10 protein-coding genes are annotated in these 14,639 nt (G+C 52.7%); 7 read left to right on the top strand and 3 right to left on the bottom strand.

What is annotated here, in order from left to right:
• The first annotated feature begins 13 nt into the window (after nt 1-13).
• Together ACS5NO_RS11585 and ACS5NO_RS11580 are read left to right on the top strand one after the other, a co-directional pair.
• Nucleotides 14-850 (top strand): recombination directionality factor, encoded by an 837-nt coding sequence (locus ACS5NO_RS11585; RefSeq protein WP_439415298.1) that lies wholly within the window; start codon nt 14-16, stop codon nt 848-850.
• Nucleotides 851-1,163: 313 nt separating this feature from the next.
• Nucleotides 1,164-1,391: a PIN domain-containing protein gene (locus ACS5NO_RS11580; protein WP_439415297.1), complete on the top strand. Its 228-nt coding sequence runs from the start codon at nt 1,164-1,166 to the stop codon at nt 1,389-1,391.
• A 10-nt stretch (nt 1,392-1,401) separates the two neighbouring features.
• Here the strand turns inward: ACS5NO_RS11580 and ACS5NO_RS11575 are convergent, their stop codons facing one another.
• Together ACS5NO_RS11575 and ACS5NO_RS11570 are read right to left on the bottom strand one after the other, a co-directional pair.
• Entirely contained in the window at nt 1,402-2,079 is a 678-nt protein-coding gene (locus ACS5NO_RS11575) for a response regulator transcription factor (RefSeq protein WP_439415296.1), read from the bottom strand.
• A gap of 120 nt (nt 2,080-2,199) precedes the next feature.
• Nucleotides 2,200-3,684, bottom strand: a complete 1,485-nt coding sequence (locus ACS5NO_RS11570) for a sensor histidine kinase (RefSeq protein ID WP_439415295.1) — start codon at nt 3,682-3,684, stop codon at nt 2,200-2,202.
• A gap of 135 nt (nt 3,685-3,819) precedes the next feature.
• Here ACS5NO_RS11570 and ACS5NO_RS11565 point away from each other — a divergent pair, with 135 nt between their 5' ends.
• The 4 genes from ACS5NO_RS11565 to ACS5NO_RS11550 all read left to right on the top strand — a co-directional run bounded on the left by ACS5NO_RS11565 (nt 3,820) and on the right by ACS5NO_RS11550 (nt 12,711).
• Nucleotides 3,820-4,665: a GLPGLI family protein gene (locus ACS5NO_RS11565; RefSeq protein ID WP_439415294.1), complete on the top strand. Its 846-nt coding sequence runs from the start codon at nt 3,820-3,822 to the stop codon at nt 4,663-4,665.
• 121 nt (nt 4,666-4,786) lie between these two features.
• A complete protein-coding gene (locus ACS5NO_RS11560) occupies nt 4,787-7,660 on the top strand; it encodes an outer membrane beta-barrel protein (RefSeq protein WP_439415293.1) in 2,874 nt (957 codons plus the stop codon).
• A 258-nt stretch (nt 7,661-7,918) separates the two neighbouring features.
• Nucleotides 7,919-11,263, top strand: coding sequence for a DUF1553 domain-containing protein (locus ACS5NO_RS11555; RefSeq protein WP_439415292.1), 3,345 nt, complete (start codon nt 7,919-7,921; stop codon nt 11,261-11,263).
• Nucleotides 11,264-11,268: 5 nt separating this feature from the next.
• Nucleotides 11,269-12,711, top strand: a complete 1,443-nt coding sequence (locus ACS5NO_RS11550; protein ID WP_439415291.1) for a DUF1501 domain-containing protein — start codon at nt 11,269-11,271, stop codon at nt 12,709-12,711.
• A gap of 85 nt (nt 12,712-12,796) precedes the next feature.
• Here the strand turns inward: ACS5NO_RS11550 and ACS5NO_RS11545 are convergent, their stop codons facing one another.
• The gene (locus tag ACS5NO_RS11545; RefSeq protein ID WP_439415290.1) at nt 12,797-13,762 is read right to left on the bottom strand and encodes a fasciclin domain-containing protein; all 966 of its coding nucleotides are present in this window, start codon (nt 13,760-13,762) and stop codon (nt 12,797-12,799) included.
• A gap of 220 nt (nt 13,763-13,982) precedes the next feature.
• Here ACS5NO_RS11545 and ACS5NO_RS11540 point away from each other — a divergent pair, with 220 nt between their 5' ends.
• The gene (locus ACS5NO_RS11540) at nt 13,983-14,588 is read left to right on the top strand and encodes an RNA polymerase sigma factor (protein WP_439415289.1); all 606 of its coding nucleotides are present in this window, start codon (nt 13,983-13,985) and stop codon (nt 14,586-14,588) included.
• Nucleotides 14,589-14,639: the final 51 nt, after the last annotated feature.

Raw genomic sequence — 14,639 nt, 5'->3', positions numbered from 1 at the left:
GACCCTCTTAAACATGCTGATAGATCTTGCCGAATGCCTATATTTGTCCAGCGAATCGAAGGTAAACAACAACATGCGTATTCAATCGGACAATACCCCGTCGCCGTCCTCGGCGCTAACGGAATTAGGGCGGATCGCCGTGGGCGAGAAAGTGGAGCGGTCGGGTCAGGTGGTTCCGAGCAGCATCGACAGTTTCCGCATTCGCGGGGATCATGCCGAAGCCGTCCACAAAGTCTACGGCGAAACCATCACCGAATTGCCCATCCTGTTTTATTCCGATCAGGAAGAAATTGTCTGCAATGAGCGACTCGAAATCCGCACCGCCGACGGCAAACTGTTCGGCTACGGAGACAACCACACTTTCCACATCTGGAACGACGAACTGAAAAAATACGCCGTCACGACCGTCGAAAAACGCCCACAAATTCGGGACGAAACCGTCACTTTTTTGCAGAAAAACCTGCATCCCGGCAAAGCGAAGCTGATTAAGTGGTTGCCGGTTTTGACGTTGCGGTTTGTCATTCGCGACATTCCGCTGCTGGGTTACTGGCAGTTCAGCACCCGCGCCGTCCAGACCACCATTCCGAACCTGCGCAATAAGTTCGATGAATACAAGAAACTCTTCGGCAGCGTGCAGTATTTGCCGTTTTTGCTGAAAGTCAAAAAGGTGAAGTCCAATAAACCGGGCATGGTGTATCAGTACCCGATTGTCGATCTAGTGCCGCAGTTTTCGTTCGAAACCGCCCACCGCCTGGCCCGTCACCTCCGCGAAAATCCGCAGGCCGATGTGAGTCACTGGCTGAGCGAAAATGGCGACAAACCGGAGCAATTGCCATCGGTTGCCGAATAATCAAGGTTTGCTCAAACAATCAGGAATCTTGCTATATTTGGAAAATAGTATATAATTTGAAAATAGAAGCGTTACATCGCTACTTACAAACGATCTAAATTCAACGTACTATGCGTACCCTACAGGTAATAGTACCGGATAGCCAGTATAAAACCGTTAGTGACTTGCTGAAAACGATTCCCTCTGTCGAAGTATCTGAGGAAACTGGCAGATTTATTGTTCCATCAGGAGCAAGCACTGGCGAAAACCCTTCGGATTACGCAGGCCTCTGGAAGAATGATAAGCGTGATTTTCAGGAGATTCGACGCAAGTCATGGACAAGAAAGCGCTGATTCTCTGCGATATCAACATCATCGTTGATTATTTCCTCGAGGACCTTACAATTCGTAAAAAACTTGACCATATCGGTTTTGACCGACTTGCCATTAGTGCTGTCACCGAGGCTGAACTGTATCAAGGTATGTACAAAAAGGAACGAATAAAATACCAACCGGTCATTAACTGCTACTGGATATATCTGATACTTTCAAAATACCAGTAGTGATCCATCTTCACACAATCAACTTATACCCCACTCCCCTTACATTCACAATCTGCACCTGCGGGTCATCTTTCAAATACCGACGAAGCCGTGTAATGAACACGTCCAGACTTCGGCCGTTGAAAAAACTGTCGTCGCCCCACAAATCCAGCAGCACGGCAGAGCGTTCCAGCACCTGATTCCGCTGTTCGTAGAGTCGCTTCAGTAGTTCGGCTTCGCGGTGTGACATCGGCGTCTCTTTTCCGTTGAACGCCAGCTTTTGTTTGGGATAATCGAACTGGTAATGGCCAATTGGCAAGCGATCCGGCGTGGTCGGGCGAACGGTCTGGTTCCGGGACAGCAGGGCCTGAATGCGGACAATCAATTCGTCGATACTGAACGGTTTTTTGAGGTAATCGTTGCCACCCAACTCAAAACCCCGGACCACATCGACGGTTTGGGAACGAGCCGTCAGGAAGATGATCGGAACGTACGGGTCGGTTTGCCGAATGCGCGCAGCCAGTGAAAAACCGTCGAGTTTGGGCATCATCACATCGGCCACCACCACGTCGGGGACATGGGCGACAAACAACGCATAACCTTCCTCGCCGTCAGCGGCATACAAAACCGCAAACCCGCGAACCTCAAGGCTGTCCCGGACAATGAGTCCCAGCGAAAGTTCATCTTCAATCAATAATACGGTTGCCATCATTCTTGGTTATTACACAGAGTTGATCGGAGAAAATCAGAGGGTATCAGAGAAAAAGTTAAAGAAAAACACCCCTGATACCCTCTGATTCCCTCCGATCAACTCTGTGTAACAACTCCTTTAATTAGGGATCCAGATTACAAACACACTCCCCCGTCCCGGTTCGCTCGAAACTTCGATGCGACCACCGTGCTTCTCGACGACCTGCCGGACGTACGATAGCCCCAGCCCGAAGCCTTTTACCGGATGAAGGTTCCCCGTCGGAACCCGAAAAAACCGGTCGAAAATCACCTCGTGATACACCTTCGGAATCCCGTTGCCGTTGTCCTCCACCGTCAGCCGCCAGCCGTTTTCGTCGGCCCGGCTGTTGATCAGGATTTGAACCGACTCCTGCGAATACTTGATCGCGTTATCGATCAGGTTGTTAATGGCGTTGCCCAGGTGCAGCCGGTCGGCCTGAACCTGGGCATTTTCCGGAGTGGTTTCTACTTCAATCGCCACCAGTTTCAGTGGTGCGCCCGCTGAGGCTTTTAACTGGTGATTTCCCACCACCTCCTGAATCAATTCGGAAGGCTTGAGCCATTCGCGGTTCAGTTCCAGTTCCTTCTTCTCATCGACCGCCATGTTCAGCACCTTCTCCACCAGATCGGACAGCCGTTGCAGTTCATTTTTTGAAATATTCAAATACGTGTGGGTTTTCTGTGAGTCATTCAGCGCCCCAAAATGCTGCATGGCTTCCACAGCCGCCGAAACCGTCGCAATCGGCGTTTTCAGTTCGTGCGTCATGTTGTTGATGAAATCGTTTTTGATTTCCGACAGTTTTTTCTGTTTCAGAATGGTCGATAGCATGTACAGAAAACACCAGGTCGTTAGGGCCATCAACAGGGCCGAGCCCGCCAACAGCCAGTCCATTTTCTTCAAAATATAGCCCGTTGGACTGTCGAACGAAGCTTGCAGAAACTGGTTTTTAACGGGATTGATAGGCATCGGCGGGGTCTTAATGGGCGAACCGGTACGCATCGGGTTGTCCATCTGCTGACGGAATAGATCCGGTTTTAACTGAATCGTGTCCAGTTGATAATCGGCCTCGACATCGCGCAGACGCAACTCGGCCCGATAGGTCGAATCGAATGTTGCAAGGTTGAATTTATGGTCACCCGCCCAGTTCAAAATCAGCATTTTGGTAATTTTCCGGGCCATGGTGTCGATAAAAACACGGTCTTTCGACGATCGTGACTGCCGTTTAATCCGGTAATTCATCACCTGGACGCTTACCGGCTGCGAATCGGTGACGGTGACAAAAGCACTGTCACTGCGCCGGTCAAATGCCATGCGACTTACCGGGAAATCCTCTTCCGATTCCATCGGGCGAAAATGAAACCGCCGACGTGGTTCGTCGGAACGGATTTCGCCCCGAACCAGTTGACGGGCGTCGTTAAACTGCTGTTTTTCAACCGCCGAAATGAACGCACCCCGCACCGTCCGCCGAAACTGCTGCTCGTGGAGTTGGTAGCTCGTATACAGCCAGTAGCCCTGAAAGGTCATCACGCCCAGGATACAAACCGTCATCAGAACAAAGATCGACCGGATGCGCTGTTTCATCATGTACAAAAATACCCGCTTTTCTGTCGGCTTTCCAACGGCGTTAACACTACTTAACACTATATAACAGTGCTTTACATCCAACTTCCGCACCTTTGTCCCATCATTTTCCAGTCATCATTTCACTCCTGCGTAGTCATGAAACGAATCAGAACTGTAGCCGCTGCCCTCATCGGTCTTCATTTGGCGGCCCAACTGGCCAACGCCCAACCCACGGCCGGCAAGATTTCATATGAAGTCATGCAAAAAGTCGATCTGTCCCAGATGCGGGTCATCATCAACGGCCAGGAAGTCCGGCCGGATGGTGCCGATGCCCCCGCAGGTATGCCCGAAACGCGGTCTTTTGTCCAGCATTTTATTTTCTCAGGAACCCACGGCAAGGAAGAACAGGACCGCAACAGCGGTGGTGGGATCATGGTCCGGCAGGTGATACAGGATGGTGGTGGTGGACCAGGCCCCGGACCCGGTGGACCAGGTGGCCCTGAAGGACGCGAAAATCGCAATTTCAATGGTCGCCCCTTCGAACGTGCCGTGTATTACGATCTGGCAGCTCAGAAAACCGTCGAAGTGTTGGCGATCAAAAAAGATTCGGTCACCAGTCACTACCAGACCGAAATCCCGCAGAAACGGGTGACGGGCTGGCAGGAAACCGATAAAACGAAGAAAATTGCGGGCTATCTCTGCAGGAAAGCAACGGTTCCCTTCAAGAATATGTCCTATACCGTCTGGTATACCACAGAATTGCCGTTTACGTACTCCCCCATCAGCAGCCTGACGCCCGAAAAAGGCGTGGTTTTGCAAATCGAGAGTGACAACGAAGCGTTTAAAGCGACCAAAATTGCCGCCCAGGACGTGAAGGAAAGTGACGTTATGCCGCCCCAAACCGCCCAGGTGGTAACACTCGAAGAGCTGAACACCATCCGGCAAAAAGCCATGGCCGACATGCGCCAGCAAATGATGAATAATTTTCAAAACCGGAATTAGTGTACGGTTTACGGTATTCGGTTTACGGTTTACGGTGGCTGACGCAAGCTTCCACGGATGCGTTAGCCACCGTAAACCGAATACCGTAAACCGAATACCAACCTGAAATTGACCAAGTACCATGCGCTCACTTCTCCCTGTTTTCTTTTTTATGATCAGTCTGACGACGGCTGTCGCCCAGTCGCAGCTCCGGGGGGCGGTGGTCGACTCCACCACGCGAAAACCGCTGATGGAAGCGACGGTTTCCCTGCTGTCGGTGCGCGATTCGTCGGTCGTCACCTTCATGATTACCAACGGAGACGGGGAATTTACCTTCAAAAATGTAGCGGTGGGGACCTACCGGCTGCTGATTACGTATGTGGGGTATCGCAACAAATCAAAGCGCATTTCGATCACAACCGGCAAACCGCATACCGACGCTGGAACAATTGAAATGATTACCCAGGCGGTTAACCTCAACGAAGTGGTGGTGAAGCAGGAAGGGCCGCCGATTGTCATCAAACAGGATACGGTCGAGTTCAATGCCGGTGCCTTCAAAACGCAGCCCCATGCAATGGTGGAGAACCTGTTGAAGAAACTACCGGGCGTGGAAGTGGACCGCGACGGAACCATCAAGGCGCAGGGGCAGGAAGTAAAACGGGTGTTGGTCGACGGAAAACCGTTCTTTGGCGATGATCCGAAAATGGCCACCCGCAACCTCCCTGCCGACATCATCGACAAAGTCCAGATGTACGATCAGCAGTCCGATCAGTCGCAATTTTCGGGAATCGACGACGGTGACCGGAACAAAACCATCAATCTGGTTACCAAAAAAGAAAAACGGAAAGGCTATTTCGGCCAGCAATCCATCGGTGCCGGGCCGAACGAGACGAACGATGACATCCGCTACGCGGCCCGGCTTAATCTGAACCGGTTTAACGGCAACCAGCAGATTTCACTGATCGGGCAAGCCAATAACATCAACCAACAAGGCTTTACGGGCCAGAATATATTCGGCGGGGGCGCCGGACTGGGTGCCAATTTTGGTGGTGGTGGCCTGATTGTGGCGGGTGGCCGGAGTGGCGGAGGAAGCAATGGCGGGAATACCAACGCCATCACCCGGACGCTGGCGGGTGGTTTAAACTACCGCGACCAGTGGGGTAAGAAAGTAGACGTGGCAGGGAGTTATTTCCTGAACGACCTCAATACCGTAACCGATCAGCAAAGCCGCCGACAGTATGCGCTGCCCGACACTTCCTACCAGGTCAACCAGAACAGCACGTCGCGCAATCAGGTCACGAGCCACCGATTCAATATGCGGTTTAATTACCAGATCGATTCGTTGACGACGCTGCGGATTACCCCCGGTTTTACCCTACAGAATTCTGAATACCAGAGCATTAATCAATCACAAACGCTGACGAACGACGCGATTTCCAGCGTCGAGCAACTGGATTCGACGAACCTGATCAACACCAGCAACACGAATTATAATTCGACCGGAAACGGGATTTCGGGGAATAACAACGCGCTCCTGATGCGGAAGTTCAAACGAAAAGGGCGGACGTTATCCCTGAACTGGAACATTGCCGTCAACAACCAGAATACCGATGGCATCAACCAATCCCTCAACCAGTTTTTCGGGCAAACCGGCGGCCGGAATAACCAGAACATTGATCAACGAAACGAGCAAACCAGCAAGTCGGTGACCAATTCGATTAACCTGACGTATACCGAACCGCTTTCGCTCAGCAAAACCCTGGAGTTTCATTACAACTATTCCAATAACCGCAATACCTCCAACCGATCGGTAAACGACTACGATGAATTGACCAAAGACTACACGGAATTCAACCCATCGCTGAGCAATAACTTTGTAAATACCTACATGACAAATCGGGTCGGTTCTACGCTGCAAAACAAACGGCTGAAGTATACCTACGCGCTGGGATTTGACATGCAACAGGCTAACCTCCACAGCGATAACCAGACAAGAGACGTCAGTCTGAACAAAAGCTTTACCAACGTACTGCCGAATGCAATGTTTACGTATAACTTCAGTAAAAACAGGACGCTGCGGTTCAATTACCGGAGTCGCACCAACGCCCCTTCCGTGTCGCAGTTGCAGCCCGTAGCCGACAACACCAATCCGCTCAACATCCGGCTGGGTAATCCGGATCTGAAACAGGAGTTTAGCAATACCGTTTCGCTGAATTACAACAATTTTCAGCAAACGACCTTCCGCAGCGTGTTCGCCATGCTGAATGCGACCCAAACCAACAACAAAATCGTGAATGCCACGACTTTTACCAACCAGGGAGCGCAAACGACGCAACCCGTAAACACCAACGGTTATTATAACGTGATGGCATTCCTGGCCATCGGTCGGCGCATTCAACCCCTCAAAGCCAATGTGAACCTGACGAGTAACATCAACTTCAACCGGGGCGTCAGTCTGGTCAATAGCCAGACCAACCGGTCGCAAAACTGGACGTTCAGCCAGGGTGCCCGCATCAACTCGAATTTCGATGAAAAACTTGAATTTGGACTGAGCGGCAACATTAGTTACCAGACTGCTTTATACTCTCTGCAAACGAATCAGAATACCGAGTATTTCAACAAATCGCTCAGTGGCGATCTGTATTACCAATTGCCTTTCCGGCTGGTTGTTACGACGGATGTTACGTACAATAATTACTCGGGAAAATCGGCCGGATCGGTTCAGAATTTTGCGCTCTGGAACGTGGCCTTAACCCGTCAATTTTTCAAAAACCGCCAGGGAGAATTAAAATTGCAGGTCTATGATTTGCTGAATCAAAACCGCAGCATCAGCCGGAATGTGACAGAAACGTATTCCGAAGAAACGAATAGTCGCGTTCTGAACCGGTATTTTATGCTCAGCTTTACCTATAACCTGCGGAGATTTGGCAGCGGCCCTCAGTCCCGAACCGAACGGCAAAACCGGGATCAGAACTTCCCGCAACAGGGGATGCAACGGCCGGGGCGAATGAATTAATTGGAGTCCGCATTCCCCGGATTGTGTATTACCGACATCCCGCATTCCCCGGATGATGTTACCAACATCCCGCATTCCCCGGATTGCATCCGGGGCTATGGTATTTCAGCCTTTCAGGCTGGTTAGGGGTGTTCATTCGTTTGGTTGAGAAGGAAGTAAAAATGTTCCGCTCCAGGCTTTGTAGTAAAACAGATTGATCGGTTGATTCAACCCGCCAAAAAACCGGGTGATGGTAATTCGTGTGGTAGTCTCTTTCGTATGAAAACAATTCACTTCTTCCTGTTTGTTGCGGCACTGGGTCTGGTGGGCTGTCAATCCGCTCAACTGCCTGAAGAGGTGGCGCTGGCAATGGAAAAAACGCCCGAAACGGTGGACTACAACCTGCACGTCAAACCCATCATTTCGGACCGGTGTTTCAAATGCCACGGCCCCGACAAGGCCAAAATCGAAGCGGATTTGCAGTTGGCAAACTTCGAAGGTGCTACGCAGGAAAACAAGGAAGGACGCCGGGCGATTGTGCCGGGCGACGCCGGAAAAAGTGAGCTGGTGAAGCGGATTCTGAGCCACGACCCGGAAGAAGTGATGCCCACGCCCAAGTCGAACCTGACACTGACGGCGGAAGAAAAAGCCGTGTTGATCAAGTGGATCGAACAGGGCGCGGAATATAAGGAACACTGGTCGCTGACGAAAATCGAAAAACCGGCGGTTCCGAAGGTGGGGCAAAGTTTTCTGTCGCGCTGGGGCGTCACTTCCGACAAAGAAACCGCTTGGGTTCGCAATGAAATCGATCGGTTTACACTGGCGAAAATGAAGGAGCTGGGCTTAAAACCGTCGCCCAAAGCCGAAAAAGCAACCCTGCTCCGGCGCGTTTACATGGATTTAACGGGCCTACCACCGACCCCCGCCGAGGTTGAAGCATTCCAAAACAATACCGCCCCCAACGCCTATGAACAGGTGGTGGACAAGCTGCTGGCGTCTCCGCAGTATGGTGAACAACAAGCGGTTAGCTGGCTGGATCTGGCCCGATTTGCCGACTCGCAGGGCTATCAGGATGACCCGATGCGGAACGCGTATCCGTACCGCGACTGGGTCATCCGATCGTTCAATCAAAACCGACCCTTCGACCAGTTTGTGAAGGAGCAGATAGCCGGGGATCTACTGCCTCCTTCGCCAAAACCGGAAGTCCAGCGGGAACGCATCCTGGCCACAGCTTTCAACCGGCTGCATTCGCAAAGTGGCGAAAACGGCATTGTTCCCGAAGAATACCGCATCGAATACGTGGCCGACCGCGCCAATACCTTCGGAAAAGCCTTTCTGGGCCTGACGATGGAGTGCGCTCGCTGCCACGACCACAAATACGATCCGATCAGCCAGAAAGACTATTATTCGCTGTTCGCATTTTTCAACCAGAACAAGGAAACCGGGCAAATCACGCACAACGGCGAAGCCTGCCCGACGGTGATGCTGCCGTCTCCGCAGGTCGATCAAACGCTGAAGTTCATCCGGACCAAAATTCAGCGGCTGGAAACCCGCCTGCAACCGCAACTTTACGAAAAATCGTTTACCAACTGGGCCACAAATCCAGTGCTTAGCTCCACGCTCAATCTCGGCTTGCTGGTACATTTGCCGCTGGATGCCGAGGAGAATGGCATCTACGAAAACCGGGCCGATCGGTCTTTCGTCGCGTTTCTGAGTGGTGATAAGGAGCGAAAACCGCTGCCAACCGCTGGGAAAGTCGGTCAGGCGATGGCTTTGCGGGGTGAATGCGGGATTGGCATTCTGTCGGAGACAATCGACCGCGTGAACGGAAAAATGGTGGAGTCGCCGAAACGGTTTGGCAAGGGACTCAACTTTGAACGGAATCAGGAATTTTCGGTCAGCATCTGGGTCAATCCGGCCCAAAAAGGCGTTGAAGGAGCCATTTTTCGCCGAACCAATTACGCGAATGAGGGCTACCGGGGCTATTCGGTCAGGATGAATCCGGACCAAACGATGACGGTTTTGCTGAGTTACGTCTGGCCGGCCAATTGCATCGAACTGAAAACCGTCGATAAACTTCCGCTCCATCGCTGGCAAAACCTGACGCTCACGTATGACGGCGGAGCGAAAGCCGCCGGTGTGCGTTTTTTCGTGGACGGCAAACCCGCCCGCATGAACGTGATTACCGACAACCTGACCAAGGGCCTTCTGCACGGAGAATTCAACTCCAACAAGCAGGGCAAATTTTTCGGTTTTGAACTCGGTCATGACTCCCAGGAAAAGACGCTCCACGGGGTTGCCGTCGATGAACTCCGAATCTACAACCGGCGGCTGTCTGCCCTGGAAGTGGAGTCGCTGGCGGATGGCACCAATCCCGTGGCCGATCTGGTACGCATCCCTGAAAGCAAACGAACCGCTCAGCAACGGCAGAATCTGCTCGAACATTATCTGCTCACGGCCGATTCCACCTTCGCTCAGACGAACCGGCAACTCTCGGTCGTTCGCGGGCAGGAAGTAGCGGTTTTGTCCGACATCCCCGAAGTGATGGTGATGCAGGAATTGCCCGCCAGCCAGCAACGGAAAAGTTTTATTCTGAACCGGGGCGTTTACGATGCGCCCGGTGCAGCAGTGTCTTCCCAAACGCCACTTCGCCTGGGGAAACTACCCGCCGACTATCCGCAAAACCGCCTGGGCCTAGCGCAATGGCTGCTGGCAGACGATCATCCGCTGTTCGCCCGCGTGATGGTCAACCGGCTCTGGCAGAACTACTTCGGCAACGGTCTTGTCAAAACGCAGGAAGATTTTGGCAGCCAGGGCGATTTGCCGTCGCACCCCGAATTGCTGGACTGGCTGGCGGTTCAGTTCCGGGAGGAAGGCTGGGACACGAAGCGGTTTATCAAACGAATGGTGCTATCGGCCACCTACCAGCAATCGTCCAAAGCCACGTCGGAAGAGATAGAACGCGATCCCGATAACAAGTGGCTGACCCGGGGCAGCAGCTACCGGTTTTCTGCCGAACAGGTCCGCGACAACGCACTGGCGGCCAGTGGCTTGCTGGTTCGAAAAATTGGCGGGCCGAGTGTCTATCCGTACCAGCCAGCCGGTATCTGGGAAGCCCTGGCGACCCGCAATACGATCAGTTACTGCCAGCAACACGGCGACAGTTTGTACCGGCGCAGCATGTATACCATCTGGAAGCGGACCAGTCCTCCGCCGATGATGCTGAATTTTGATTCGCCCGACCGGAGTTTATGCACGGTTCGAAGGCAAAAAACCGCTACGCCATTGCAGGCACTGGTGACGCTCAATGATCCGCAATTTGTGGAAGCCGCCCGGGTGCTGGCCCAGCGAACGATGCGGGCCAAACCGTCGGCAGACGATCGAATCCGGTATTTCTTTCAAGCCATTGTTTCCAGAAACCCGCGTCCCCGGGAGTTGGAACTGATGAAAGCTCTATACAATGAAGCCTATCAGGGTTTCGCAAACGCACCACAACGGGCTGAATCGCTCCTGAAAACCGGTGAATACGAACGTGATCCATCGTTGAAAGGCCCGGAACTGGCGGCTTACACGATGGTTGCCAACACCATTTTGAATTACGACGAAGCGACGATCAAACGATAAGTGCCATGACCAACGAATTGCAAGACCGCATCCACGATGAAATGAGCCGCCGGACGTTTCTGCAAAGCAGCGGTCTGGGTCTTGGCGCGGCCGCACTTTCTTCCCTGTTGCCCCAACATGCCGCAGCCAGTTCGGCTTCGGGTCTGGATTTGCCCAATTTCCCGGCCAAGATCAAACGGGTGATTTACCTGCTGCAAAGCGGGGCGCCGTCGCAACTGGAAACGTTCGATTACAAACCGAAGCTTGAACAGATGTGGGGGCAAAATCTGCCCGAATCGGTGCGGCAGGGCCAACGGCTCACGGGCATGTCGGCGGGCCAAAGTTCGTTTCCGTTGGCGGCATCGGTGTATAAATTTGCGCAATACGGGAAAAGCCGGGCGTGGGTGAGCGAACTGCTGCCCCACCATAGTACGATGGTGGACGACCTGTGTTTCATCAAATCCATGCACACCGAACATATTAACCACGACCCCGCCGTCACCTTTATCCAGACGGGCAACCAGATTGGCGGACGGCCTTCGATGGGTTCGTGGGTGAGTTACGGACTGGGTTCGGAAAACAAAAACATGCCCGCTTTCGTCGTGCTGCTGTCGCGGGCGCGCAGTGGTGACCAGCCGCTGTATGCCAAATTGTGGAGCAACGGTTTTATCCCTTCCACGCACCAGGGCGTGGTGTTCCGTTCGGGCCCCGATCCGATTTTTTACCTCAATAACCCGGATGGCGTGGACAAAACGTCCCGGCGGACGATGCTAAACTACCTCGCCAAATTGACGGAAGATCAGTACAAACACGTTCTGGACCCCGAACTCAACAGCCGGATGCAACAGTACGAAATGGCGTACCGAATGCAAACCTCCGTTCCCGAAACGCTCGATCTTTCCAAAGAACCGGATTACATTTTTGATCTGTACGGCCCCGAAAGTCGAAAACCGGGCACCTACGCAGCCAACTGTCTGCTGGCCCGTAAATTAGCGGAGAAAGATGTGCGGTTTATTCAGTTGTATCACCAGGGCTGGGATCAGCACGGTAATTTGCCGAAAGACATTAAAATTATGGCCGATTCGGTCGATCAGCCGACGGCCGCGCTCGTGAAAGACCTGAAACAACGGGGCTTGCTGGACGATACGCTGGTGATTTTTGGCGGTGAATTTGGCCGCACCAATTACTCACAGGGCAAGCTTACCAAAGACAATTATGGCCGCGACCACCACCCGCGCTGCTTCACCGTCTGGATGACCGGGGGCGGCATTAAAAAGGGAATGACGTATGGCCAGACCGACGATTTCAGTTACAACATCGTCAAAGAGCCGGTTCACGTTCACGATTTGCAGGCCACGATTCTGCACCTGCTGGGCCTCGATCACGAAAAACTGGTGTACAAATTCCAGGGGCGTCGCTACCGCCTGACCGATGTGGCCGGAAAAGTGGTAAAACCGATTCTGGCGTAGACCGTCGATCCGCTTCCAAACGAAAACGGACAACCGATTAGATCCGGTTGTCCGTATACAATTATCCCCACAGAATCAACTAAACTTAAGGCAGCAACACCCGGTCGATCACGTGTACGACACCGTTGGTAGCCACGTTGTCAGCAGAAACCACGTTCGAAGCCTGATTGGCGTTCCCAGTTCCCAGAAAACTCACTCCGGAAGAGGATACGTTGCTTCGAACGGTGGTTCCCTGAGCCGTGGTAACGGCAGCTCCATCGGTTAGGTTAGTAGAAAAAGCCCGGGCGGCAATAACGTGATAGGTCAGAATATTGGTCAACGTGGCAACCGGCGCGGCATTGATGGCAGCCGCATCCGCAAAACCGGCAGCCTGGAAAGCGGCATTGGTGGGAGCCAGCACCGTCAGCGGTCCCGCAGCCGTCAAGGCATTCAGAACTGGCGCACCACCGCGGGTAACCGCGGCCACCAGCAAACTCAGGTTCGGATTGCCCTGCGCCAGTTGCACGATGTTCTGGGTAGGCGGCATCAGCACTTTATTGATGACATGAATGACGCCGTTCGACGCGGAAACGTCGGCCTGCGTCACCCGTGCGCCATTGACAGAAACTCCTGAAGCGGTTTTGGTAATATACACATTGCTGTTGCCCAGCGTCTGCACCGCCGTGTTGGCTGCCGTCGGAATGTCAGCCGCAGCCGTCCGCTGACCGATGACATGGTATTGCAAAACCGCTTGCAGCGTTGCTACCGGCGCAGCATTGATCGCGGCCACATCGGCAAATCCAGCCGCCTGAAAAGCCGCATCCGTTGGCGCAAAAACCGTCAGCGATCCTGTTCTGAGTGCTTCAGCCAGTCCGGCACGCACTACGGCAGCTTCCAGTAGGGAAAAATCAGCCGTGTTGACAACGATATCGGTGATGGTCTGGGGTGCCGGTGTTTCTTCGTCGTCGTCATTGTCGCAGGACGTCATTGAAAACAAGGTTGAGCTTACTAACAGGGCTACCACAAACTTCAGGCGGGTGAATTTTCGAAAAATGGATGGATTACGTTTCATAAACAGTTTAAAAGTTGTGTGTTGAAAAACTCCGCAATCGACCTTTGGAGGTGTTTGGATTGCTTTCGAACCATAGTGCGGAGGCAAGCAGCTTTCTCACAAAACTTTTTTGATTTTTTTTGAAAAATATTCTCTCTGACTTTGAACAAATCGCGGCTAACATTTTGGCTCATCAATCCGTTACAGCCAGTAATCAATTCCCTGCAAACCGTTCTGCCGTATGCCCAGTCCTGTACCGGAAATTCCGCCATCGCTTTGGGATGGTCTTCGCAATCGCGATGACTCCAGCCTGAGTGAGCTGTACCGGTTGACTTACAACGACCTACTGAATTTTGGCATCTACTTTGGTTTCACAGCCACCGATGCTAAAGATGCCATCAACCAAGTGTATCTGGAGCTGTGGGAACGCGGGGAGAAACTGCCGGTGGTTGGCAACATCCGGTCGTACCTCATCACCGCCCTGCGCCGGAAGCTGTTGAAAGGTTTTAACCGGGAAAATCATTTTACGGAGCTGACCGGACGCGAACCCGGCTACGAACCGCCTTACGAAGAGGTCATCGTGCAGGCGCAGGAACAGCAGCATCTTCAGCAAACGCTCCAGCAGGCACTCAGTCAATTGACACCCCGGCAGCGGCAACTCATCGAACTGCGGTTTTTCCGAAATCAGGGGAATGAGGAAATTGCCGAAGCCACCGGCATGCACATCAATACGGTTTACAACACGCTGTCTTCAGCTCTGAAACTGTTGCGACAGACGCTGAATCGAAAAGAAAAACGGAGCCTGGTACCGCTATGGTTGCTCATTTTTTCCTTGCTGGGTTTGTGAGATTTCGTTACTTCGACGTACTATTATCAGAACTTAACACCCCCGGTCCTC

Source organism: Larkinella fluvii, from assembly GCF_051857545.1.
GTDB lineage: Bacteria > Bacteroidota > Bacteroidia > Cytophagales > Spirosomataceae > Larkinella.
The sequence above is the reverse complement of the archived record's forward strand: the minus strand, read 5'-3'. Positions and strand labels throughout refer to the sequence as shown.